This window comes from Agromyces mediolanus (assembly GCF_014648575.1).
GTDB lineage: Bacteria > Actinomycetota > Actinomycetes > Actinomycetales > Microbacteriaceae > Agromyces > Agromyces mediolanus.
Map to the genome: position 1 here is coordinate 176,203 of NZ_BMRJ01000002.1, position 21,238 is coordinate 197,440.

Below are 21,238 nucleotides of genomic sequence, written 5' to 3' on the forward strand. Positions count from 1 at the left end.
TATTCCAGGGAAGGCCGGCGGGCGAGCGACGGGACGCCGCCCGGCGCTCGACTAGGCTCGCGGCATGACGGACGCGCCGGCCCCCACCCCCAGTTACTCCTACCTGGGCCCGGCCGGCACGTTCACCGAGGCGGCCCTGAAGCAGGTTCCCGAGGCGCAGGGCACGAACTGGCGACCGGTCAACAACGTCGGCGAAGCGCTCGCCGACGTCGTCGCGGGCCGATCCGTCGCCGCGATGATCGCGATCGAGAACTCCGTCGACGGCGGCGTCAGCGCCACCCAGGACGCCCTCGCCACCGTGCCCGGCCTCCGCATCATCGGCGAGTACCTCGTGCCGGTGAACTTCGTGCTCGTCGCCCGACGCGGCACCGCGCTCGCCGAGGTGCGCATCGTGAACGCCCACCCGGTCGCCTACGGCCAGTCGCGCGGATGGCTCGAGCAGCACCTGCCCGCCCACGGCCACATTCCGGCGACGAGCAACGTGCAGGCCGCCGCGAGCCTCTTCGAGGAGGGCGACCGGGCCGACGCGGCCGTCGCCCCGCCCGGCATCGTCGAACTCCTCGACGTCGACGTGCTCGCCCGCGACATCGGCGACAACCCCAACGCCGTCACCCGCTTCGTGCTCGTCGGCCGCTCGCGGGAGCTGCCCGCGCCCACCGGGGCCGACAAGACGAGCGTCATCGTGGAGCTGCCCGACGACGAGCCCGGTGCGCTGCTCGCGATGCTCGAGCAGTTCTCGACCCGTGGCGTGAACCTCTCGCTCATCCAGTCGCGGCCCATCGGCGACGCCCTCGGCCGCTACCGCTTCGTGATCGACCTCGAGGGGCACGTGCGTGACGAGCGGGTGGCCGACGCGCTGCTGGGTCTGCGGCGTTTTTCACCCAACGTGATCTTCCTCGGCTCCTACCCGCGGGCGGACCGGCGCGAGATCCAGTACCACTCGAAGTACGACGACGGCGTCTTCGTCGAGGCGCGCGACTGGCTGCGCGGCATCCTCTCCGGGGAGCCGGAGGCCTGAGGTGACCGAGCCGCCCGCCGCACCCGCCTCAGCGGGGGACGCGGACGGTGAGCGCGGCGGGGTCGACGCGGAAGTGCGCTGAGACGATCTCGCCGAACTCGTCGCCGTCGATCTCGAACTCCTGCGGCTCGCCGTCGATGTCGATCTCGACCGAGCGGCCGCGCGAGTAGGCGACGGCGCGGTGGCGGTCGCCGCCGGTGAGGTCCATCAGCTGCCGGCCGAAGGCGCTCTTGCGCAGCACCCGGTTCTCCCAGGCGACGGTGCGCCACACGAACAGCCAGCCGAAGAGGTTGCGGGGCTGCAGGCGCACGACGTCGAGGCGGCCGTCGTCGATCTCGGCGTCGGGCACGAGCTCGATGTTGCCGGGCAGATAGCCGAGGTTCGCGACGAGGATGCTCGACACCTTGGAGCGATGGTGGCGTCCGGCATCCATCCGGAACGAGATGCGGAACGGCTGGGACGCCGGCAGCGAGCGCAGCCCGGCGTCGACGTAGGCGAGCCAGCCGACGCGCTTCTTCAGCTCGGGGTTGGTGTTCGAGATCATCGCGGCGTCGATGCCGATGCCGGCCATGACGAGCGAGGTGTGCGACTCCTGGGCGCCGTTCGGGCGCACCACGTCGGCGACGAGGAGGTCGACGGTGCGGTCGGCGCCGGAGAAGGCGAGCACCACGGCGTCGTCCGGATCGTTCACCGGCACGTCGATGTTGCGCGCGAACAGGTTGCCGGTGCCGAGCGGCACGATGCCCATCGGCACGCCGCTGCCGCTCAGGCCCGCCGCGACCGAGCGCACGGTGCCGTCGCCGCCCGCGGCGATCACGAGGTCGACGCCCGCGTCGAGGGCCTCGCGCGCCATGCCCTTGCCGGGGTCGTCCTCGAGGGTGTCGATCCAGAGCGAGGGCGCGAAGCCCTGCCGCTCCTCGGCGCGCTCGACGGCGGCGCGGAGCGCGTCGATGCCCTGCTTGGTCGGATTGCTGATGACCGCGGCGCGCGGGCGCGCGGACTGATCGTCGGTCGCCGGGCCGCCGGCGGTCGTTTCGCTCGCCACACGCCAACGGTACGGCATCGTCGGGCGCGGATCCGGGAGCCGGGACCGAGCCGTCGGCGGGGCGGCCCCGTGCGGGCGGTCCCGGCTAGACTTGCGGGGTGATCGATCCCGTGCTGCTCCGCGAGAATCCCGAGCTGGTCAAGCGTTCGCAGGAGCTGCGCGGGGAGTCTCCCGAGCTGGTCGACGAGGCCGTCGCCGCCGACGCCGCGCGCCGCACCGCCATCACCGCGTTCGAGACGCTCCGCGCCGAGCAGAACGCCTTCGGCAAGCAGGTCGCGAAGGCCCCGAAGGAGCAGAAGGCCGAGCTCGTCGCCCAGGCGCAGCGCCTCGCGCAGGCCGTGAAAGACGCGAACCACGCCGCGAACGAGGCCGACGCCGCCTTCCAGGCCGTCGTGCAGCGCATCGGCAACGTCGTCCTCGATGGCGTGCCCGCGGGCGGCGAAGACGACTACGTCGTGCTGCGCGAGGTCGGGCAGGTGCCGGCCTTCGACTTCGAGCCGCGCGACCACCTCGAGCTCGGCGAGCTGCTCGACGCGATCGACATGGCGCGCGGGGCGAAGGTGTCCGGGGCGCGCTTCGACTACCTGAAGGGCGTCGGCGCCCGCCTCGAGCTGGGCCTCATGAACATGGGACTCGACCGGGCCATCCAGGCCGGCTTCGTGCCGCTCATCACGCCGACGCTCGTGAAGCCCGAGATCATGCAGGGCACCGGCTTCCTCGGCGCGCACGCCGACGAGATCTACTACCTGCCCGACGACGAGCTCTACCTGACCGGCACGAGCGAGGTGGCGCTCGCCGGCTACCACCAGGGCGAGATCCTCGACGTCTCCGACGGGCCCATCCGCTACGCCGGCTGGTCGACGTGCTACCGCCGCGAGGCCGGCTCGCACGGCAAGGACACCCGCGGCATCATCCGGGTGCACCAGTTCAACAAGCTCGAGATGTTCAGCTACATCGACCCGGCCGACGCCGAGGCCGAGCACGAGCGGCTGCTCGGCTGGCAGGAGGGCATGCTGCAAGACCTGGGCCTCGCCTACCGCGTGATCGACACCGCGGCCGGCGACCTGGGCTCGAGCGCGGCCCGCAAGTACGACGTCGAGGCCTGGGTGCCGACGCAGGGCGCGTACCGCGAGCTCACCTCCACCTCGAACTGCACGACCTTCCAGGCGCGTCGCCTCGACATCCGTCACCGCACCGAGAGCGGCAAGACCGCGCCCGTCGCGACCCTCAACGGCACGCTCGCGACGACCCGATGGATCGTCGCGATCCTCGAGACGCATCAGCAGGCCGACGGCTCGGTCGTGGTGCCCGAGGCGCTGCGCGGCTACCTCGGCGGCCTCGAGGTGCTGGAGCCGGTGCGGCGATGAGCGACCGTCGCGAGCCCCGGGTGCGCACCATCGTCGAGCAGACGGCGGATGCCTCGGCGGGCTCGCGCCCGTCGCTGCAGCCGCTCGCGCACGAGCACCGCTGGTTCGTCGCGCTCGACGTCGACGGCACCGTCATGCACGAGGACGAGTCGATCGACCACGCCGTGGCCGAGGCCGTCACCGCGGCCGTCGCGCGCGGGCACCACGTGACGCTCGCGACCGGCCGCTCGTGGTCGACGACGGGCCCGGTGCTGCGCTCGCTCGGCCTCGAGCCCGAGTACGTGGTCTGCGCGAACGGCGCGGTCACCATGCGCCGCGACGACACGGCAGCAGACGGCTACCGCCGCGAGTTCGTCGAGGTCTTCGACCCCACCGCGGTGCTCGAGCGCATCCGCGCGGTGCTGCCGGCCGGCGAGTTCATGATCGAGCTCGGCGACGGCTACCGCCTGTACACGGCGGGCATGACCGAGTGGAACCTCGACCGTGCGCGCGAGGTGCCGTTCGACGAGCTGTTCGGGCAGCAGGCCACGCGCGTCGTGGTGCGCAGCCGTCAGCACGGCCTCGAGGAGTTCTTCGAGATCGTCGACCGCATGGGGCTGCACCACGTGAGCTACGCCATCGGCTGGACCGCCTGGCTCGACATCGCCCCCGACGGGGTCAACAAGGCGACCGCGCTCGAGCGCGTGCGCGGCTGGATCGACCACCCCCTCGACCGGGTGCTCGCCGTCGGCGACGGCCGCAACGACATCGAGATGTTCCGCTGGGCGGGCTCCGCCGGGCGGGCCGTCGCGATGGGCCAGGCGCCCGACGAGGTGCGCGAGGTCGCGGGCGAGGTCACCGGGGCGATCCACGAGGCGGGCCTCGCGGCCGTGCTGCACTCGCTGCCCTGAGTCGAGGGCGCTGACGGCCGCGCCCGACTCGCGCTCCTGAGCGCCGGGTGGTGGCCGGGGCATCCCGCTATCCTGTCGCTGCGGCGGCCAACGACCGGGCCGCCCCGGGGGAGCGCAGCCATGGCGGCACGGCACGGCAGACAGCGGCGTCCGAGCGCGTGGCGCGCGCTCGGGAAGGGGCTCGCCGCGAGCGTGGCCGTGCTGCTCGTCTCGACCCTCGGCGTCGCCGCATACGCCGTGGCCGACCTGTACGACGACATCCAGGAGCCGCCGAGCTTCACCCTCGAGAGCGAGGAGGTGCTGGCGGACATCCCGGACATCGGCGTGATGGACGGCGGGCTCACCTTCTTCCTCGCCGGGATCGACAAGCGGCCGGCCGACGGCGCGTTCGGCGATCCCGAGGAGGACTCGGCGGTGCTGAACGACGTGAACCTGCTCGTGCACATCGCGCAGGACCACTCGCACGTCGAGGTCGTGAGCTTCCCGCGGGACATGCTCGTCCGCGTCCCCGAGTGCGCCGATCCGAACGGGGCGGAGGGCGAGACGCTCTCGGCCATGTCCGGCGTCAAGCTCAACACGGTGTTCCACCACGGCGGGCTGGGCTGCGTGGCGAAGACGGTCGAGGAGCTCGTCGGCATCCCGATCCCGCTGGCCGGGGTCGTGGAGTTCTACGGCGTCGCGGCGATCAGCGAGGCGATCGGCGGCGTCGACGTCTGCCTCGCCGACCCCATCGACGACCCCCTGTCCGGACTCGTGCTCGACGCCGGCCACCACTCGATCTCCGGCATGACCGCGCTCGCCTTCCTGCGCACCCGGCACGGAGTCGGCGACGGATCCGACCTCGGCCGCATCTCGAGCCAGCAGGCGTTCATGGCCTCGCTCATGCGCAAGGTGCAGCAGGAAGGGGTGCTCGAGGACCCCATCCGGATGTACTCGATCGCGAAGGCGGCGCTCGCGAACATGCAGCTCTCGAGCCATCTGCAGGACCCAGCGACCCTGATCTCGATCGCGAGGACCGTGCAGGATCTCGATCTGTCGAACATCGTCTTCGTGCAGTACCCGACCGGATATACGGACGACATGTCCGCCGTCGTCCCCTCGGACTCGGCGGAGGCCGTGAACGCGGCGCTCCAGGCGGACGCCCCGATCGCCCTCTCGGCGACGGCGACGGATGACGCGAGCTTCGGCACCGCGCCAGAGGCCCCCGCAGGCGAACCCGCACCAGAGGGGGAGACGCCGGCCGACGGCGAGGCCCCGGCGGACGGGACCGGAGTGGACGGCACGGGGTCACCGGCCGGACCGCCGACCCTGCCGAACGACGTCACGGGGCAGTCGGGCGACGAGGTCCGCTGCTCCACCGCCAACCCGGGTTGAGCCGGCGAACCCGCCCTGATCAGGGGATCCGAGCTTGCCTCAGCGCCTTCCCAGGCCGGAATGGCAGGCTCTGGGGGACGTGGTTCGGTAGAATCGGGGCCTGTCCGTTCGCGGGCGCATCGGGGTTGAGACCCCGGCGTGCGCGCCAGCGGGCATGGAGGGCTGTCCGAGCGGCCGATGGAGCTGGTCTTGAAAACCAGTGGGCAGCAATGCCTCGTGGGTTCGAATCCCACGCCCTCCGCGTCATCCGATGTCAGCCAGACCGGTGCCGCACCGGCAGAACCCAGCCCAGATGGAAGGATCGCGAGTGCCCCACGACGTGCAGCACAGCTCTCGGCGCGCAGCCAAGACGCCATCCCTCGCCCGTCACGGCCGGCTCCGCAAGAGCGCGGCGTGGAAGACCCTGCTGAAGTCGGTCGCCGCGGTCGCGGCGGTGGCGCTCGTCTCGGGCGGCGCGGTCGCCGCGTACGCGGCGTGGGACCTCGCCGCGACGGCGCAGCCCACGGTCAAGCTCGAGAGCGAGAAGGTCCTCGAGGGCGTGCCCGACGTCGGCGCGATCGACGGCGGCGTGAACCTGCTCGTCATCGGCAGCGACAGCCGCGCCGGTCAGGGCGACGGCTTCGGCGACCCCGACGAGGAGACCGCGGTCCTCAACGACGTGACCATGCTGCTGCACATCGCGCAGGACCACTCGCACGTCGAGGTCATCAGCTTCCCCCGAGACATGTTCGTCTCCGTGCCCGGCACCTGCACCGACCCCGAGGACCCGAGCGAGGAGCTCTCCGCGCTCAGCAGCGTGAAGATGAACAGCGTGCTCGCGTACGGCGGCATGGACTGCGTGGTCAAGACGGTCGAAGAGCTCACCGGCGTGACCATCCCGTTCGCCGGCATCGTGCAGTTCATGGGCGTCGCCGGCCTCTCCGAGGCGGTCGGCGGGGTCGAGGTCTGCGTGGCCGAGCCCATCGAGGACCCGTACACGGATACCTATCTCGACGCCGGCATGCACACGCTCTCCGGGCTCCCGGCGCTGCAGTTCCTCCGCGTGCGGCACGGCGTCGGCGACGGCTCCGACCTCGGGCGCATCTCGAACCAGCAGGTGTTCCTCTCGGCACTCGCTCGCCAGCTGCAGGCCGACGGCACCCTCGGCGACCCGGTGAAGCTCTACAGCATCGCGAAGGCGGCGCTCGCGAACATGCAGCTGTCGTCGAGCCTCACCGACCCGACCCGCATGATCTCCATCGCGAAGGCGATGAAGGACGTCGACCTGTCCAAGATCGCGTTCATCCAGTACCCGACCGGCTACGTCGAGGGCGGCGTCGTGCCGAGCGACTCGGCCGAGCTGGTGAACCAGGCGCTGCAGGCCGACCTGCCGATCAGTTTCGACCCGGCGGCCGACCAGACGGACTTCGCCTCCGCGGCCGACCCGAACGCGCCCCCGGCCGACCCGAACGCGCAGGTCGCCGCCGAGGGCGACACGGGCGGCGAGGCCCCGGTGGAAGGCTCGACCGAGTCCACGCCCACCCCGCCGGCCGGGTCGCTGCCGAGCGACGTGACGGGCCAGACCGCCGCCGACGTGCGCTGCTCCGCCGGCCGCACGCTCGCCGACCAGTAGCCCGAGCCGCTCGTTTTGGCGATGGCCCCTCGAATCGTGATTCGAGGGGCCATCGGGTTATGATGGCAGTCGCGTGCGCGCAAGCGTCCGCATGGAGACGTCGCATAGTCCGGTCGAGTGCACCACCCTGCTAAGGTGGAGTCCCCGTAAGGGGACCGCGGGTTCAAATCCCGCCGTCTCCGCCACTCGGCGTGATCTGAAATCTCAATCTGAGAAGACTGATTTCTCGCCAGGCACAGAAAAGCCCCCGCAGTTTTGCGGGGGCTTTCGCTGTTTCTGACGGCTGGTGGATGCTCGGGGTCAGGTGATTGCCGCCGGTGGGTGGGAATCGGGCGTCTGGTTCGGCGCGGCTTCCGTTTTCGGGGTCGTCGAAGCGAGCCGTTGTTCGGGTGTGCGGGGGTGTCAGAGGTCGGGGTGCCGGTTCAGTTTCGGGGGATCGTCTCGGGTCCGGGTGGGCCGGCGATCTCGCCGGGCTTCTTGAACCATTTCCGGTTGTACTCGGAGAAATGCGGAGCGCGCTTCTTCTCGACTCCGTAGGCCTCGCGGAGGTACTCGCCTTCCACGAAGGTGAAGAGGGCCCGGAGGTTCGCCGAGACGACGAGGAACGTGCCGAGGAACGCCTGCCCTGCCAGCCACACGGGTATCGAGCGAGGACTGGGTCATGCCCAGGCGTGCAGCGCGCTTGGCCGATCGTGAAGTCGCCAGTCGACTGCTCGACATCGACGGCTGGCGTCGGGCCTGGAGTTACCGGGCGTCGTTGGAAAACTCAGAGGCTTACCGAGTCGACCCTGTGCTACCTTCTGTATCAAACATGTGAGACATAACTTGGGGGATTCACATGACCGCACCCATCATGCTCGTTCTGCTCGTGCTCGGCTGCCTCATCATCACCGTTGTGCTCGGGCTCGGCCCACGCGGCGCCGCCGTAGCGCGCGCCCGGGAGCGCCAGGCGAGAGCCTTCGAGCTGCCCGTCCCCGGCGCCGAGGCCGCCGGGATCGATGTGCGCATCCGGCGTCGTCGCCGGGTCAGGCTCGCAGCCGGGCTCACCGGCACGGCCCTCGCCGTGCTCGCCTTCCTGCTCGCCTTCGCGCTCGCTGCGCCAGCGAACGGCGTTCCCGAGGCGCTCGCGTTCGCGATCGCCGCGTTCGTCGCGGCACTCGCCGTGGGCTCGGCCGCCGGCGCCGCACGCCTCGCCGTCGAGGCCGGAGGATCGCGCACCGCGCACGCGCGGGCGCGAGGGCTCGCTGACTACCTGCCCCGGGCCCAACGGCTCGGCGTCTGGTGTGCAGTCGCGATCGCGGCGATCGCGTGGGCGGTACCGCTGGCGCTCGCGGCGAGCGGCGTCCTCGCCCTCCGTGCCGTCGCCGCCGCGATGGGTGCGCCGCTCGTCGCCCTCGTCGCCGCGTTGCTCGCCCTCGTCGCCGCCGAGCTCGGCGGTCGTGCCATCATCGCCCGGGCGAGCGGCGCCACGCCGATCCAGCTCGCCTGGGCCGACGGTTGGCGCTCGTCCGCGGTCCGCGAGCTGTTCCACGTGCCGGTCCTGTTCGCACTGCTCTCGACCCTCGCCTCCATCGCGGTGATCGGCTACCAGGCGACAGGCCCGCTCTGGGAATGGGGGCAGCTCTCCGCGGCCGCGCTGTTCGGTGCGGCGGTCGTGATCGCGGGCGTCGCCCTGCTGGCCGAGCTCGTGTCGCGACCAGCGAGCTACTTCCGCCGGCGCCTCTGGCGCGAAGGCGTGCCCGCGTGAGCCTCGTCGTCGTCTCGGACGGGGTGTCGTCGCCGCCGCACGAGCAGATCGAGCAGCAGCTCCGCGCGGCCCACGCGCGGGGCGAGTTGCGCGCGGGCGACCGGCTGCCGACGGTCCGCGCCCTCGCAGCTGATCTCGGCGTCGCGCCGAACACCGTGCTCCGCGCCTATCGCGACCTCGAGGCGGCCGGAGTCGTGGTGGCCCGCGGCAAACGGGGCACGTTCATCGCCGAATCGGCGCCGCGCCCGGCGGCGGGAGCCCCCGCCGCGCTGCCGCCGGCCGACGCCGAGCTTCAGCTGCGCGCAGCCGCGTGGACCTACACCGAGCTCGGCGTGCGGCTCGGCTTCGACGCCGACACCTGCCTCGCAGCCGCCGCGGAAGCGATCGCGCAGCGTCGGCATACGGCCTGAAAGGCGGCCCCGTCTGGAAGATGCGCCGCGAAGCCCTCTCACCGCGGTGCACGACGCACTGGAACGAGCTGGCGGTCATCAGACGAGGTCGAGGACGTCGCCCGCGAGGTCATCGGACTCTTCCTCGACGTCGAGCCCGACACCTTCGACGTCAACGTCTCGATCGAGATCCCAGAGAACGCCCGCGCGGCGTGGGAAGAATCGAAGAAGCGCGAAGCCGCAGCCCGCACCGAGAGCGAAGCGGCCGCCGCCCTCGCTCGCCGCGCCATCGCCACACTCCGCGAGGACGGGCTCGCCTTCCGTGACGCCGGAGCCGTGCTCGGCCTCTCCCCGCAGCGCGTCCAGCAGCTCGCCGCAGATGCGGGGCCCAGCTCGACCAGGGTGCAAGCATCACCATTCCCGCCGGCTACAGCGTGAAGGTGCAGGCCCGCGGTAGAGGCGCCGCCCGCGAAGGGGCCAGTCGCTGAGCAGATCGGGACAGCCTGCGCAAGTTCGCTGACCGCGGTCTGGGTTTCCGGTCGTCGTCGCAACGCTTGCTTGCGATTTGAGGTGCTGAATGCTTACGCCGAGCTCACCGTCATGTCTATTGGTCGGGGTGTGGGCTGGCTTGTCGTCGCCTGCAGCTTCGAGAGCGGCAGGGGTGTCTACGTTGCCGGGGTGGCGGTGGCTGCGTGAAGCTGGCGGGGTGGTCCCCGCAACGGTCGAGCCGCCGCTCGCCGAGCTCGGCGACGGCCAACGGGTCGCCTGCCACTGCCCGGAAGAGCGGGCCGTGGTCTAGGGCCGAGGTCATCCCATCCAGGCATCTCCGCACACCCATGGCGTTCCTGCTGCTCGTTCCCGGGACCGTGGGCTTGGTCTCGCTGACCACGTTCGACCCCGCCGCCGTCGTCGCAGCGCTGCTCACCTTCGTCAGTCTCTGCACCGGAACCAAGATCGGCGACGCCGTCTCGGAACTCGTCGTGCACCGCAGGGCGTGACGCGCGCGCGGCGTGCGCGGCCGCTTGGCCGAGTGCGGCCGTCGGCAGGAGGTTCGTCTGTGTCGACACGAGGATCGGGCATCGAGAGTCGCGTGAGGGACGTCTGTCTCCGTTGAGGCGGGCGCCCCTCACGGGTGTGGGAGACAGGGTGCGCGCTTGACCTCGCCCCTAGGTCATAGTTCTGACTGGGAGTCATGAAGCTCATCCCACTTGCGTATCTCGCTTCGTACCTGCTCTCGCTCCTCGGTAACTCGATCGCGGGCGTGGCTCTGCCGCTCATCGTGCTCCAGGTCACCGGTAGTGCGCTCGGCGCGGGCGTCCTTGCGGCAGCGACCGCGATTCCGGCGGTACTCGCCGGCTTCCTGATGGGGGTGGTGATCGATCGGCACAACCGCCGCACGTCCTCGGTGGTGACCGATCTCGTCTCGGCAGGGGCGGTCGCCGCACTGCCGATGATCGATCTCTTGTTCGGGTTGAACATGGGCTGGTTCATCCTGCTCGGCATCATCGGCTCTGTCGGCGATGTGCCCGGCATGACCGCGAGGGATGCCTTGATGCCGGCGGTCGTGCGGCACGGCAGGATCTCGTCGGAGCAGCTGATCGGGATCAGAGAGGCGCTCACTGCCGTCGCGCTGGTCATCGGACCTGCCGCCGCAGGCACGTTGATGGTCCTGCTCGACGGCTCGACCGTGCTCTGGATCACGGCGGCGACCTCCTTCGCTGCGGCGCTCATCACGCTGCTCCTCCCTCGCCGTGTGGGCGAGGTCGTCGCCTCGGACGGTCGCCCTGTCTCGGTCCCAGGGAACGCGTGGCAACAACTGGCCGAGGGGTGGCGCACGCTGCTCCGCAGCCGCTTCCTGCTGGCCGTCACTTCCCTGAGCGTCGTATCGGCGATCGTGCTCTCCGCCATGCAGGGCCTGATCCTGCCGGTCTACTTCACCCTGCAGGAGCAGCCGGGAATGCTCGGTTTCGTCCTCACTGCGCTGGCTGCGGGGATGCTGATCGGCGGCACCGTCTACGCGGTTGCCGGGCGGAAGGGCAACCGCCGTGCGTGGTTCCTGACCGGGCTGATCGGTACCGCGGCCGGCTTCGCTGTGATCGCGGCACTGCCATCGGTCTGGTTGGTGCTGGTCGGCGCGTTTCTTGTCGGAGGGTTCAGCGGCCTGTTCGGGAGCCTGCTCGGCGTCTTGATGATCGAGCGCATTCCTGAACAGATGCGCGGCCGCATCATGGGAACCTAGAACGCACTCATCACCGCCGCCCCGCCTGCGGGGCTCCTGGTCGCTGCGGTGCTCACCGAATACGCCGAGGTCGGCGTGGCCGCCGCCGCGATCGCCGCAGTGTGGCTGGTCGCTATCGTGATTGGACTGACCGCCACGTCGCTGCGAAAGCTCGAGCCCGTGGCGCCTGCAACGGACGAGGAGACAGCGGTGATCGCGAGTGCGTAGTGGAGAGCTGGCCAGGCTCGCCGGGGTCACCGTCCGCGCGCTGCGTCACTACCATCAGATCGGCGTCGTCGCAGAGCCCGCACGGAGCGTCAACGGCTACCGTGAGTACGACGTGCACGATCTGATTCGCGTCCTGCGGATCAAACGCATGGCCTCGCTCGGGATCCCCTTGGACCAGATGCCGGAGCTCCTCGACGACACCCGCAACGGAGGAGAGCTTCTCGACGAGCTGGACGCGGAACTGGCCGGACAGATCGACCGCCTCACTCGGCAACGCGACCTCATCGCACAGCTCAGGAACCACGACGCATCCCCGGATCTGCCGCCCGAACTGGCCCCGTTCTTGACGGTGCTCGCCTCCGCGGGGATGCCGCCCGAACTCGCGAGGTTCGACCGCGACCAGTCCGTTCTGCTCGCGCACCTCGTCGGTACGGACGGGTTGCCTCACCTCGCCCAGTTCTACGAACGGCTCAGCGACCCACGACTTCTCCCAGTGGTCGCTGCGGTATCCGAACGATTCGCGAAGCTCGGGCCCGACAGCACCGAGCACGACTTCGCGGAGCTGACCGAGGGGATCATGACGACGATCGCCCCCGTCGTCGAGGACTTCGCCACTTCGGATCCGCCCGTCGATCTCAGCGCGGCGGTTGAGATCTTCGCCGGCTATGCGACCGATCTGCTCAACGAGCAGCAACGGCTGGCCCTCGCGGAACTCGAGCGCAGGCTCGGCGATCGCCGAAAGACGTGGGCGTCGTGCCGGGCCTGAGCGACGGGCACCGCGGTGAGCTCCGCCGGCCTTCGCCCGCGAATGATAGGTAGACTGACCTACCTAGACGAAGGAGGCGGCATGCCGACAGCGGGAACGGGGCGTCAGGGCGGCGCGCGACAGCGCATCCTCGATGCGGCGGCCCGGCGGTTCTACGCCGACGGGGTGGTGGCGACGGGGATCGACACGATCACGGCCGAGGCGGGCGTCGCGAAGATGAGCCTCTACAACAACTTCGCCTCGAAGGCGGCGCTGGTGGAGGCCTATCTCGAGGCGCGGCACGAGGACTGGCTGGAGCTGTATCGGGCGCGCGCGGCCGGGGCGGACGGGCCTGCCGACCGCGTGCTGGCCGTCTTCGACGCATACGTCGACCACGCCGACGCCGCCTACGAGCACGGCTTCCGTGGCTGCGGGCTGTTGAACGCCGCGGCGGAGCTCCCCAGCGACGCGCCGGGCCGAGCGGCCGTCCGCGCGCACAAGGAGGAGGTCGAGCGGCTGCTCCTCGAGGGGCTGCGCGAGCTCGTCGATCCGATGCGGGCGGAGCGGCTCGCCGAGCACCTCTCCTTTCTCCTGGAAGGGGCGATGGCGCGTGCCGGCCTCGAGGGCACCGACCGGCGACTGCGCGACGCCCGCCGGATCGCCGCCGAGCTGATCGCGGAGCGGTGAGCCGCTCGGCCGTCGGCGCGTTCGCGGTGCTCACCGCGGGCGTGCTCTGGGGCACGACGGGGACGGCGGCGAGCCTCGCGCCCTCCGTGCCGCCGATCGCGATCGGCGCGTTCGCCATGGGAGTCGGCGGCCTGCTGCAGGCGCTGATCGCCGTGCGCGCGCTCCGTACGGCTCGGGTCGGCCTGAGCCGCGCACGGTGGCTCGTCCTGCTCGGAGCGGGAGCCGTCGTCGTCTACCCGCTCGCTTTCTACGCCTCCATGCGGCTGGCCGGTGTCGCCGTCGGCACGGTCGTGTCCATCGCGTCGACGCCCCTCTTCTCCGCGATCCTTGAACGGGTCGTCGACCGGGTGCGCTTCACGCGCCGGTGGGCGGTCGCCGCGCTCCTCGCGATCGGCGGCAGCGCGGTCCTCTGCTTCTCCCGGGCCGAGGAGGGCGGAGCCGGGGCGGCGGCCACGGTCTGGGGAGTGGTGCTCGGGCTGGCGGCGGGCCTGGCCTACGCCGTGTTCAGCTGGGCGGTCCATCGAGTGATGCGGAGCGGCGTGCCCCGCGCGGCCGCGATGGGCGCCGTGTTCGGGGCGGGCGGGCTCGCGCTCCTGCCGGTCGTGATCGCCACCGGCGGGCCGATCCTCGCCGGACCGACGACCGTCTCGGTCGCGTTGTACCTCGCCCTCGTCCCGATGTTCCTGGGCTACGTCTGCTTCGGCGTCGGGCTCGACCGCATTCGCGCGAGCACGGCCACCACCCTCACGCTCTGCGAACCGGCCGTCGCGGCGGTTCTCGCCGTCGCCGTGGTGGGCGAGTCGCTGTCGTTCGCAGGCTGGCTCGGGCTTGTGGCCGTCGGCATCGGTCTCGGCGTCCTGGTGATGCCCGTACCTCGCGCCGGCCGTCGCTCACCGCCCTCGCCGGCGACCGCGGCCGCCGGCCCAGTCCATTCGAGTCGGTTCAGCCCTGCGCGATGAGCTTTCGCACGAGGTATTCGTCGACGGCCTCCGGGCCGCCCTCCGAGCCGAAGCCGGACGCCTTGCGTCCGCCGAAGAAGGTGTCGCGCGCGCCGACCCCGAAGCGGTTGACGCTCACCATGCCGACGTCGAGTCGGCGAGGGATGCGCAGCGCGCGGTCGGCGTCGCTGGTGAAGAGATACGCGGCGAGCCCGTAGGGGAGTCCGTTCGCCCGGGCGAGCACCTCGTCCTCGTCCGAGAAGGTGCTCGTCGCGGCGATCGGGCCGAACGGCTCGTCATGCATCACCAGAGCGTCGTCCGGCACGCCCGCAAGAAGCGTCGGGCGGTAGTAGAAGCCATTTCCGTCGGCGGGGCCGCCGGCTGCGAGCGTCGCGCCGCGCGCCAGTGCGTCATCGACGAACGGGCCCATCGCGGCGAGCCGCCGGGAGTTCGCGAGCGGGCCCATCTCGGTCGCCTCGTCGAAGCCGTCGCCGACGCGAACGGCGTCGAGCAAGGCGGCGAAGCGCTCCACGAATCGCTCGTGCACACGCTCGTGCACGTAGAAGCGGACCGGTGAGCCGCAGGACTGGCCGGTGTTGTGGATCTTCGCGCCGAGGGCTTGTCGTGCGACCGCGTCGACGTCGGCGTCGTCGAAGACGAGCACGGGCGCGTGCCCGCCGAGCTCGAGCATGACGGGCTTCGCGAGCCCGCCGGCCTGCCTCGCGATGAGCGTGCCGACGCCGATCGAGCCGGTGAAGGAGACCTTGCGGATCACGGGCGAGGCGATGAGCCGCGTCGAGATCGCCGCGGGGTCGCCGAACAGTACGTTCAGGACGCCGTTGGGCAGGCCGGCGTCGGTCAGCGCGCGGGCGAGCGCGACGGCGCTCGCGGGGGTCTCCTCGGCCGGCTTGATCACGACGGTGCAGCCCGCGGCCAGCGCTGCGGCCACCTTGCGCCCGGGCACGGTGAGCGGGTAGTTCCAGGGCGTGAACGCGGCCACCGGGCCGATGGGCTCCGAGACGACGAGCGTGCGGCCGTCCTCGGCCGCCGTCGGCAGCACGTGGCCGTACGTGCGCGGCGCCTCGCTGGCGAGGCTGTCGATGATGTCGGCGGTGTAGTCGACCTCCCCGAGCGAATCGCCGTACGGCTTGCCGTTCTCGAGCGTCATCGCGACGGCGATCTCCTCGCGCCGCTCGCGCAGCAGCTGAGCGCCCCGCATGAGGACCGCGGCGCGGCGGTGCGGCGAGGTGTCCCGCCACGGGACGAAGGCGCGGTCGGCCGCCTCGAGCGCGCGCTCGACGTCGTCCTCGCTGGCGACGGGGACCCGCCCGACGTGTTCGCCGGTGGCCGGGTTCTCGACGTCGACGGTGTCTCGCTCGTCGGCGCCGATCCATCGCCCGTCGATGAGCAGGTGCAGGTCCGGATACGAGCGGTCGACACTGTGCATGCCTCGAATGGTACCAGGAAAGCGCATTCCCGTCGCGGCCGGGTATTCTGCCATCGTGACCGCCGATGCCAGTTCCACCCGCCGACCGGTGACGCTGAGCGACGTCGCTCGCCTCGCCGGCGTCTCGCAGTCGACCGCTTCCCGCGTCATCAACGGCTCGGCCAAGCGCGTCGACAACCGTTCGCGCACCCTGGTCCTCGATGCCGCGCGGGAACTCGGGTACACGCCCAACCTCGCCGCCCAGGCCGTCGCGCGCGGCGCATCGCGCACGATCGCCCTGATCACGAGCAGCGTCGCCGACGCCTATTTCGCCGCGATGACCGCGGCGATCATGCGAGCGGCGGAAGAGGTCGGCCTCCGGGTCTCCCTCGCCGTCTCCGACCGCCGGCTCGACCGGGAGCTCGAGCTGGTGCGGGAGCTGCGCGGGCAGCAGCCGCGGGCCATAATCCTCGCCGGCACCGGCTATCTGGACGCCCCGGCCGACCGCGCGCTCGAGACCGAACTCGCCCGCTACCAGGAGACCGGCGGGCGGGTCGTGCTGATCAGCCGCTCGGACATGCCCTTCGAGACCGTCGACTTCGATAATTACGACGGCGCGCACCGCCTTGCCGTCGAGCTCGCGGGTCGTGGGTACCGCACGCCACTGGTGCTCGGCTCCGCGGCCCCGTTGCGCTCGATGCAGGAACGCGTCGACGGCTTCATCGCCGGCTTCGCCTCCGCCGGCGTCGACATCCCCGCCGAACGGGTGCACCACCCGGAGTTCAGCTGGCAGGGTGCGCACTCACTGCTGCACGGCTTCGATCGAGACGAACTCGCCGCCGCCGACCTGGTCTTCGCGATCTCGGACGACGTCGCGCTCGGCGCACTCGCCAGCCTGCGCGAACGGGGGATCGCCGTGCCGCAGGAACTCGGCGTCGCAGGCTTCGACGACATCACCACGCTGCGCGACGTCGTGCCGAAGCTCACGACCGTGCACGTGCCGCTCGACGAGGTCGCACGGGAGGCGGTCCACCGGGCGACCGCGAGCCCGAACGAACTCCGCCGCAACGTCATCCCGACTCGACCGATGCTCCGCGAGAGCACCCCGCAGCGCTGAGTCGTCGCCTCGGGCGGCGGCGGCACGAGGCATCCGTCCGGTCGCTAGGCCTTCACGCCGCCCGAGAGCAGATCGAGCCGCCAGTAGCGCTGCAGCGACAGGAACAGGATCGCCACGGGGATGATCGCGAGCAGCGTGCCCATGATCACGAGCGAGTACAACGCCGCCTGGGACGCCCCCGAGCGGAGCATCGCGAACAAGCCCAGCGTGAGCGGGAACTTCGTGTCGTCGGTGAGCATGATGAACGGCAGCAGGAAGTTGTTCCAGATCGCGATGAATTGCAGCAGGAAGACCGTCACCAGCGCGGGCGCCATCAAGCGGAGACCGGTGGAGACGAAGATCCGCCACTCCGAGGCGCCGTCGATGCGGGCGGCCTCCATGATCTCGTCGGGCACCGAGGACTCGGCGTAGATCTTGCAGAGGTAGATCGCGTACGGGCTGACCAGCAGGGGCAGGATCACCGAGAGGTAGCTGTTGGTGAGGCCCACCTGGGCGAGCAGCAGGTACTGCGGGATGGCGAGCATGATCTGGGGCAGCAGCACCCCCGCGACGATGAGGCGGAAGATCCAGGTCGAGCCGCGGAACCGGTACTTCGCGAGCGCGTAGCCCGCGGCCGCGGCGATGAGCGTCGACGCCACTCCGCCGCCGCCCGCGTAGAGCGCCGAGTTCAGCATCCAGCGGCCGAAGACGCCGTCCTTGTAGGCGAACAGCCCGGTGAGGTTCTCCCAGAACCCACCGGTGAACGACGGGATCGCGGTGGGCGTCGAGAACAGCTCGGCGGGGGACTTGGTCGCGGCGACGAGGATCCAGAGCACCGGCAGTACGCAGTAGAGCGCGCCGATGACGAGGATGGCCGTCGAGAAGAGATTGGTGCGGCGGCGCGCGGCAGAGCGTGCCGCGGGGCCTTCCCCGCGCCCGGCCGTGTTCCGGGCGTCGGGCGTCTCGGTGCGGTCGAGGGCGATGGTCATGACTTCTTCCTCTGGCCGGAGCGTCCGATGGCGGAGCCGATGCTGTTGACGAGCACCGAGGCGGCGACAGTGAGCGCCACGAGGAGCAGCGAGGTCGCCGCGGCGCCGTAGATGTCGTCGTGCACGAAGGCGTCGGTGTAGACCTTCATGAGCGGGACCCAGGTCGACGAGATCGCGTTCGCGAGGGGGCGGAGCGTGGTGGGCTCGTTGAACAGCTGCAGGGCGCCGAGCACGGAGAACAGCGAGCACATCACGATGGCCGGCTTGATCATGGGCAGCTTGACGCGGAGCGCGATCTGCAGCTCGCCGGCGCCGTCGAGCTTCGCGGCCTCGTACATCTCGCGGGGCAGTCCGCGGAGGGCCGTGTACATGATGACCATGTTGAAGCCGACCACGCCCCACACCGCGATGTTCGCGACGGAGAAGAAGACCTCGGTGCCGCCGAAGTAGTCGACGACCTCGCCGCCGATCGGGCTCGTGGCGGGAAGGTAGAGGAAGCCCCAGAGCAGGGAGGCGATCACCCCGGGCACCGCGTAGGGGAGGAAGATCGCGATGCGCCAGGCACCCACGAGTCGCGTGCGGTCGGCGTCGAGGCAGAGCGCGAAGAGCGCGGCGAGGATGATCGTGGCCGGCACACCGATGCCGGCGATCAGGAGCATGCGTCCGAGGCTCGCCCAGAACTCGGCGTCGCCGAGCGTGGCCAGGTAGTTCGCGAAGCCGACGAACTCCAGGCTGGTCTCGCCGCCGAGCAGACCGCCGGAGACCCGGCGCTGCAGCAGGCTCAGGATGAAGGCGTAGATGCCGGGCGCGAAGGTGAACAGCGCGAGCAGCACGAGCGCGGGCGCGAGGAGGGCCAGCGCGAAGCCGGTGGTGCTGCGGGATCGCCGCCGAGTGGTCGCCGATCGTCGACGGCTCGAGGCCGCCGTCTCGGGCGCGGTGCTGGTGCCCACTTTGCTCCTTCGTGGCCCGGGTGGGTGCTGGGTGGGGCGGGGAGGCCGAGCAGGCCTCCCCGCCGGGGTCAGTTCTCGACCGAGAAGCCGAGCTTCTCCATGTCGTCGACGGTGACGGTCTGCATATTCTTCAGCACCTCGCTGAAGGCTGTACCGTCGGTGATCGCCTTGGCGAAGCCGTCGTTGTAGGCGCCGAACGTCACGGTGGCGTTCGGCCCCCAGATGTCGAAGCTGCGCGCGCCCTCGGCGATCGCGGCCACGTCGGCGTAGTAGCTCGGCTGGTTCGGCATGTAGGCCGGCGGGGTCTTCAGTGCGTCGAGCTTCTGGCCGTTCAAGGCGGCGGGGAAGATGTTGATCTTCTCGACCTGGAGCGCGAGCGCCTCGTCGCTGGTGTTGAACCAGTCGATGAACTTCGCAGCCTCGGCCGGGTGCTTCGAGTCGGTCGTGACGGCGGTGGCCGAACCGCCCCAGATGCCCGTCGTCGTGTCGCCGGCGGTCCAGGCGGGCAGTGAGGTCATGACCCACTTGCCTGCGCTGTTCGGTGCGATGCCGCCGAACTGCGCGGGGGCCCATGCGCCGGAGATCCAGCCGGCGTAGGTGCCGTCGTCCATCTCCTTGTTCCACTGCGGCGACCAGAAGGGGTCGCCCTTGACGACGCCTTCGCCGATGAGGCCCTGCCAGTAGTCGGCGACCTTCACGGAGGCGTCGTCGTCGATGTCGACGGTCCAGGTGTCGCCGGACGCGCTCCACCAGTTGGCGCCCGCCTGCTGGGTGAGCCCGCTGAACCAGCCCGGGTCGGTCGAGCTGAACGTTCCCAGGTACTTCGAGGGGTCGGCGGCGTGCAGCGCGCGAGCGGTCGCCGCGTACTCGTCCCACGTGGTCGGCACCTTCAGGCCGTACTGCTCGAAGATGTCCTGACGGTAGAAGAAGACGAGCGGCGCGAAGTCCTGGGGGAGGCCGTACGTCTTGTCCTCGAACTCGACCTGCGCGAAGGCGCCGGGGGTGAAGTCCTTCGAGGCGTCGGGCACGTACTCGGTGATGTCGGCGGCGACGCCGTTCGCGATCAACGCGGGGAGCGACTGGTACTCGACCTTGACGATGTCGGCCGCGTCGCCCGACTTGTGGGCGGTGAGGATGCGGCTGACGAGCTCGTCGCCGCCGGCGGGGTCGCTGAGCTTCACCTGGATGTCGGGGTTCTCCGAGTTCCAGACGTCGACGATGTCGGCCATCCCCGGGTCCCACGACCACATCTCGAGGGTGACCTTGCCGTCGCTCGGCTGCTCGCCGGCGCTGCAACCGGCAAGAAGGGCGAGCGCGGCGACGCTTGCGCCGATCGCCGTGAGGGTTCTTCTCATTTGGGGGCATCTCCTTTGATGGGTGACCAGCTTGGAACTCTGGTGGGCATTCCGTCGACCGCTCGGGATGAATCACGGCGGGAATGCGCTTTCCTGATGCTAGGCATGCGCTTGCCCGCTGTCAACCCGATCACGCCATGGCGGCGAGATCCGCCAGTCCGACGGGGTGGACGGCGGGTTCGCCGGCCACGTAGCGGCGGACCTCGTCGACGACCTGGGCGCCGAGGCGGTGGAGCTCGTTGCCGAGGGCCCCGGCGACGTGCGGAGTGAGCACGATGCCGGGCGTCGAGCGGAGCGCGTGGTCGAGGGGCAGCGGCTCGGGGCTGGTGACGTCGAGGATCGCGCTGATCCTGCCGGTCGTCGCGGCCTCGACGAGCGCGTCCTGATCGACGATCGGCGCACGGGAGGTGTTGATGAGGACCGCCCCGTCCGGCATCGTCGAGATGAGCTCGCGGCTCACGAGCCCCACCGTCTCCGGCAGGAGCGGGGCGTGCACGCTCAGCACCTCGGACTCGGCGAACAACTGCTCCAGCCCGACCGCGGTCGCCTGGTCGTGGAGCGGATCGTCCGCCTCGAGGTACGGGTCGCTGACCAGCACCTCGACATCGAAGGGCTGCAGCAGTTCGATGACGCGCCGCCCGATCTTCGAGGCGCCGAGGATTCCCACCCGGCGGCGGTGGTTGCCGATCTGTGGGAACTCCTGCTCGAGATCGAGCTCCGGCCGATCCCGGTAGGCCTCGATGATCGAGGGCACCCCCTTGCCCGCGAGCAGGATCGAGGCGAGGGTGTATTCGGCTACCGGCAGGGCGTTCGCCGCGGCGGCGGTGGTGACGAGGATCCCGCGTTGCCAGGCCGACGGGTCGATGTGCTCCTTGACGGTCCCGGCCGCGTGGAAGATCGCGCGCAGGGCCGGGAGGCGCTCGAGCGCCGCCGGGGTGATCGCCGGGCAGCCCCAGCCCGAGATGAGCACCTCGGTCTCGGGCGGCACCTGGGCGAGGGAGGCGAACGAGCCGGATCCCTCGACCTCGAGCAGCCCGTCGAGGGCCGCGAGCTGCGACGGTGCGAAGAGTCGATCGACGAGCCCGTCGCGCATCACGAAGGCGGCGCGGGGGCGGGCTCGCCCGGCGATCGAGTCGGTGCGCATCAAGCCTCCTTGCAGACGAG

At 70.8% G+C, this 21,238-nt stretch carries 22 protein-coding genes, 2 tRNA genes and 1 pseudogene; 17 read left to right on the forward strand and 8 right to left on the reverse strand.

Going from position 1 to position 21,238, the window contains the following annotated elements:
* The first annotated feature begins 64 nt into the window (after positions 1-64).
* On the forward strand, positions 65-1,018 hold the full coding sequence (gene pheA, locus IEY71_RS10620; protein WP_189085317.1) for a prephenate dehydratase: 954 nt from the start codon (positions 65-67) through the stop codon (positions 1,016-1,018).
* Between the two features lie 28 nt (positions 1,019-1,046).
* On the opposite strand, the gene IEY71_RS10625 is transcribed toward pheA, so the two are convergent.
* On the reverse strand, positions 1,047-2,063 hold the full coding sequence (locus tag IEY71_RS10625; protein ID WP_229781673.1) for a diacylglycerol/lipid kinase family protein: 1,017 nt from the start codon (positions 2,061-2,063) through the stop codon (positions 1,047-1,049).
* Positions 2,064-2,161: 98 nt separating this feature from the next.
* Here IEY71_RS10625 and serS point away from each other — a divergent pair, with 98 nt between their 5' ends.
* From serS to IEY71_RS10655, 6 genes are all read left to right on the forward strand, one after another.
* Complete coding sequence (gene serS / locus IEY71_RS10630; RefSeq protein WP_189085319.1) at positions 2,162-3,430, forward strand: serine--tRNA ligase; 1,269 nt, start codon at positions 2,162-2,164, stop codon at positions 3,428-3,430.
* Positions 3,427-4,320, forward strand: a complete 894-nt coding sequence (locus tag IEY71_RS10635; protein WP_189085320.1) for an HAD family hydrolase — start codon at positions 3,427-3,429, stop codon at positions 4,318-4,320. Before serS ends, IEY71_RS10635 begins: the two co-directional genes overlap by 4 nt.
* 120 nt (positions 4,321-4,440) lie before the next feature.
* The gene (locus IEY71_RS10640; protein WP_189085321.1) at positions 4,441-5,694 is read left to right on the forward strand and encodes an LCP family protein; all 1,254 of its coding nucleotides are present in this window, start codon (positions 4,441-4,443) and stop codon (positions 5,692-5,694) included.
* A 156-nt stretch (positions 5,695-5,850) separates the two neighbouring features.
* A tRNA-Ser gene (locus IEY71_RS10645) sits at positions 5,851-5,935 on the forward strand.
* 66 nt (positions 5,936-6,001) lie between these two features.
* Complete coding sequence (locus tag IEY71_RS10650) at positions 6,002-7,306, forward strand: LCP family protein (RefSeq protein WP_229781674.1); 1,305 nt, start codon at positions 6,002-6,004, stop codon at positions 7,304-7,306.
* A gap of 93 nt (positions 7,307-7,399) precedes the next feature.
* Positions 7,400-7,491, forward strand: a tRNA-Ser gene (locus tag IEY71_RS10655).
* Positions 7,492-7,728: 237 nt separating this feature from the next.
* On the opposite strand, the gene IEY71_RS10660 is transcribed toward IEY71_RS10655, so the two are convergent.
* The gene (locus IEY71_RS10660; protein ID WP_189085323.1) at positions 7,729-7,944 is read right to left on the reverse strand and encodes a hypothetical protein; all 216 of its coding nucleotides are present in this window, start codon (positions 7,942-7,944) and stop codon (positions 7,729-7,731) included.
* Between the two features lie 200 nt (positions 7,945-8,144).
* Between IEY71_RS10660 and IEY71_RS18385 the strand changes: the two genes are divergently transcribed.
* The 3 genes and pseudogenes from IEY71_RS18385 to IEY71_RS18540 form a co-directional block, all read left to right on the forward strand.
* Positions 8,145-9,053, forward strand: coding sequence for a hypothetical protein (locus tag IEY71_RS18385; protein WP_229781675.1), 909 nt, complete (start codon positions 8,145-8,147; stop codon positions 9,051-9,053).
* The gene (locus IEY71_RS10665; protein ID WP_229781676.1) at positions 9,050-9,463 is read left to right on the forward strand and encodes a GntR family transcriptional regulator; all 414 of its coding nucleotides are present in this window, start codon (positions 9,050-9,052) and stop codon (positions 9,461-9,463) included. The genes IEY71_RS18385 and IEY71_RS10665 overlap by 4 nt, the downstream gene beginning before the upstream one ends.
* Positions 9,460-9,534 (forward strand): annotated as a pseudogene (locus tag IEY71_RS18540) (DUF4113 domain-containing protein); the annotation flags it as partial. The gene IEY71_RS10665 and the pseudogene IEY71_RS18540, both read left to right, overlap by 4 nt.
* A gap of 7 nt (positions 9,535-9,541) precedes the next feature.
* On the opposite strand, the gene IEY71_RS18395 reads toward IEY71_RS18540, so the two are convergent.
* Positions 9,542-9,850, reverse strand: a complete 309-nt coding sequence (locus IEY71_RS18395; RefSeq protein ID WP_229781761.1) for a hypothetical protein — start codon at positions 9,848-9,850, stop codon at positions 9,542-9,544.
* 428 nt (positions 9,851-10,278) lie between these two features.
* Here IEY71_RS18395 and IEY71_RS10675 point away from each other — a divergent pair, with 428 nt between their 5' ends.
* From IEY71_RS10675 to IEY71_RS10695, 6 genes are all read left to right on the forward strand, one after another.
* Positions 10,279-10,440, forward strand: a complete 162-nt coding sequence (locus IEY71_RS10675) for a hypothetical protein (protein ID WP_189085997.1) — start codon at positions 10,279-10,281, stop codon at positions 10,438-10,440.
* 194 nt (positions 10,441-10,634) lie between these two features.
* Complete coding sequence (locus IEY71_RS10680; protein WP_229781677.1) at positions 10,635-11,681, forward strand: MFS transporter; 1,047 nt, start codon at positions 10,635-10,637, stop codon at positions 11,679-11,681.
* Between the two features lie 48 nt (positions 11,682-11,729).
* Positions 11,730-11,888 carry a hypothetical protein gene (locus IEY71_RS18400; protein WP_229781678.1) on the forward strand — a complete coding sequence of 53 codons (159 nt, stop codon included), beginning with the start codon at positions 11,730-11,732 and terminating at the stop codon, positions 11,886-11,888.
* The gene (locus IEY71_RS10685) at positions 11,881-12,654 is read left to right on the forward strand and encodes a MerR family transcriptional regulator (protein WP_189085326.1); all 774 of its coding nucleotides are present in this window, start codon (positions 11,881-11,883) and stop codon (positions 12,652-12,654) included. The genes IEY71_RS18400 and IEY71_RS10685 overlap by 8 nt, the downstream gene beginning before the upstream one ends.
* Before the next feature lie 81 nt (positions 12,655-12,735).
* A complete protein-coding gene (locus tag IEY71_RS10690; RefSeq protein ID WP_189085327.1) occupies positions 12,736-13,320 on the forward strand; it encodes a TetR/AcrR family transcriptional regulator in 585 nt (194 codons plus the stop codon).
* A complete protein-coding gene (locus IEY71_RS10695; protein ID WP_189085328.1) occupies positions 13,317-14,279 on the forward strand; it encodes a DMT family transporter in 963 nt (320 codons plus the stop codon). Before IEY71_RS10690 ends, IEY71_RS10695 begins: the two co-directional genes overlap by 4 nt.
* On the opposite strand, the gene IEY71_RS10700 is transcribed toward IEY71_RS10695, so the two are convergent.
* Positions 14,263-15,705, reverse strand: a complete 1,443-nt coding sequence (locus IEY71_RS10700; protein WP_189085329.1) for an NAD-dependent succinate-semialdehyde dehydrogenase — start codon at positions 15,703-15,705, stop codon at positions 14,263-14,265. The two genes, IEY71_RS10695 and IEY71_RS10700, sit on opposite strands and share 17 nt — an antisense overlap.
* A gap of 55 nt (positions 15,706-15,760) precedes the next feature.
* On the opposite strand from IEY71_RS10700, the gene IEY71_RS10705 reads away from it, so the two are divergent.
* Positions 15,761-16,801: a LacI family DNA-binding transcriptional regulator gene (locus IEY71_RS10705; protein ID WP_229781679.1), complete on the forward strand. Its 1,041-nt coding sequence runs from the start codon at positions 15,761-15,763 to the stop codon at positions 16,799-16,801.
* Between the two features lie 44 nt (positions 16,802-16,845).
* Here IEY71_RS10705 and IEY71_RS10710 read toward each other — a convergent pair whose 3' ends face one another.
* From IEY71_RS10710 to IEY71_RS10725, 4 genes are all read right to left on the reverse strand, one after another.
* Positions 16,846-17,769 carry a carbohydrate ABC transporter permease gene (locus IEY71_RS10710; RefSeq protein ID WP_189085331.1) on the reverse strand — a complete coding sequence of 308 codons (924 nt, stop codon included), beginning with the start codon at positions 17,767-17,769 and terminating at the stop codon, positions 16,846-16,848.
* Positions 17,766-18,719, reverse strand: coding sequence for a carbohydrate ABC transporter permease (locus IEY71_RS10715; protein WP_229781680.1), 954 nt, complete (start codon positions 18,717-18,719; stop codon positions 17,766-17,768). Before IEY71_RS10715 ends, IEY71_RS10710 begins: the two co-directional genes overlap by 4 nt.
* A gap of 68 nt (positions 18,720-18,787) precedes the next feature.
* Positions 18,788-20,074 carry an ABC transporter substrate-binding protein gene (locus IEY71_RS10720; RefSeq protein ID WP_189085332.1) on the reverse strand — a complete coding sequence of 429 codons (1,287 nt, stop codon included), beginning with the start codon at positions 20,072-20,074 and terminating at the stop codon, positions 18,788-18,790.
* Between the two features lie 130 nt (positions 20,075-20,204).
* Positions 20,205-21,218: a hydroxyacid dehydrogenase gene (locus IEY71_RS10725; RefSeq protein WP_229781681.1), complete on the reverse strand. Its 1,014-nt coding sequence runs from the start codon at positions 21,216-21,218 to the stop codon at positions 20,205-20,207.
* Positions 21,219-21,238 lie beyond the last annotated feature (20 nt).